This is a genomic window from Lacticaseibacillus camelliae DSM 22697 = JCM 13995, from assembly GCF_001436615.1.
Classification (GTDB): Bacteria; Bacillota; Bacilli; order Lactobacillales; family Lactobacillaceae; genus Lacticaseibacillus; species Lacticaseibacillus camelliae.
On the sequence record NZ_AYZJ01000076.1, the window covers coordinates 1 to 1,668 of the forward strand.

The 1,668-nt window shown below is 50.2% G+C and carries 1 protein-coding gene and 1 pseudogene; both read right to left on the bottom strand.

The features are described 5' to 3' along the window. Positions 1-1,388 (bottom strand): annotated as a pseudogene (locus tag FC75_RS10115) (conjugal transfer ATPase TcpF); the annotation flags it as partial. Then, the coding region (locus tag FC75_RS10120; RefSeq protein WP_235808733.1) for a conjugal transfer protein at positions 1,372-1,668 on the bottom strand (297 nt) is incomplete at its 5' end. The pseudogene FC75_RS10115 and the gene FC75_RS10120, both read right to left, overlap by 17 nt.

Here is a 1,668-nt window from a genome sequence, read left to right on the forward strand (position 1 = left end):
TTGGTGACAGTCCCCTTGATACCTTGCGCGGCAATATCTGGTTGCAAGTAGACGTTGCGTCCGGTGTCCACGTTGTACCCGATGTAGATACCTTCTTTTTCGCCGAGCGATTGTGTCGCACCAAAGCCTAGTGAGGCGATGAAATCGCTGGTCACATATTGAATATAGTCGTTGATGTAGCGCTTCGAGGCAGGGATAAACTCACTGTGTAGTCCTAGCATGTCGCCAAATGGCCGCACGAGCTTTATGTTGAGGCTGTCGTAGAAGTCAAGTAGCTGATCGGCACGGCGCTTCATTTCATCTTCGGAACGCCCAGCTACGCGAATGACATAGCTAATCTTGTACATAGCGTCCTTAGTCTGATCAAGGTTGCTTTCAAGCTCATCGACTGAATCCAAGGCGTCGCTGACGCCGCGTGTGGTCTCGTTGCCGGACTGATAAGCATGTTCGTCGAGGTCTTTCAACTCCTTCTTTTTGTTACGCACCTTAGTCAATGCCTTCTTGTTTGTCACGATCTCAACGTTCAAGCTAGTGTCGATTGGAAAGTCGAACTGGCTTTGCTGGAAGTAGAAGATCTCGCTGCCGGGAAATTCGAGTTCACCCACGATGTCGGAAAGCGTCAGGTACGTCACATAGCTGGCGTCTAGCCCGTGGGTAATCTTAATGGAGCGTTGGTGCTGCTCAATCAGCGACCAGGTTGGTTTGATCAGGTCATAGCGTTTGATAATTGTGTCGCGCTTGGACTTCTTGCGGGGCAAGTGATAGTCATAGTCGTCGTAATCTTGCCCAGTCATGCCGTAAAGGTGTTCGAGTAGGTAGCCGAAGTCGTTCTTGTCGAGCGGGCGGACTTTGAACCGGCGGCCAATTTTTTCGGCAAGGAACTTAGCGGACTTGGCGTAGCGTTCCACTTCGGCGTTGTTCATGGTGAAGAAATCACCAGCGAACGTTGTGTTGAACTCGGAGAAGAAGTCCCGAATGCCTAAAGACATATCCTTGAAGATAGACTTGGCGGTAACCTCAGCGTCGTTCAGCAACAGCTTAAAGCCGATGAAGAATCTGTAATCGACTTGATTGTCACCGACGTTTTCGGTCAACGCTTCGGCTTGGCCGTCGATATGCTGGAAGGCGATGTCTTTGAGCGTTCCTTTGACCAACTTCTTCGAGCGGTCGAGGGTGTCCCGGACACTGGCTTCGGTGGCGAGCTGCAATAAATGGAGCTTGCCGTCACGGTTCTGGGAGATCAGTTGACGGAAGTTCTCATGGACTTGTTGCTTCTGTTCGGGTGACAGAAAACTGTAATTGTAAGGGACTAGTTCAAAATAGGCGAAACACTCCCCGTCAGTGTTCCAGACGAGATTGTCTTCGATATACTTAATTGGAAATTTCATTGTGGTACCTCCAAACGTAGGTCACCGCTGTGTCTTGTTTCTCTTTTTGCGACTTCACGGGTTTACCAGCATAGGTGAGCTTCGGGGTAATGGCATAGTTGATCACCGACCGCAGGAATCCCATTGGTTTCTTGTTGTCGAAGGTCTTTTGGCTCATGAACCACGTTAGCCCGGCAGGAATGCCAACGTACTTGAGAAATGCGCCGTCAATGAATGACAGAGGTGGCAAGTCGCCCAGCAGCATGACCGCAAACAGACTGACGATGAACCACGTCATTTG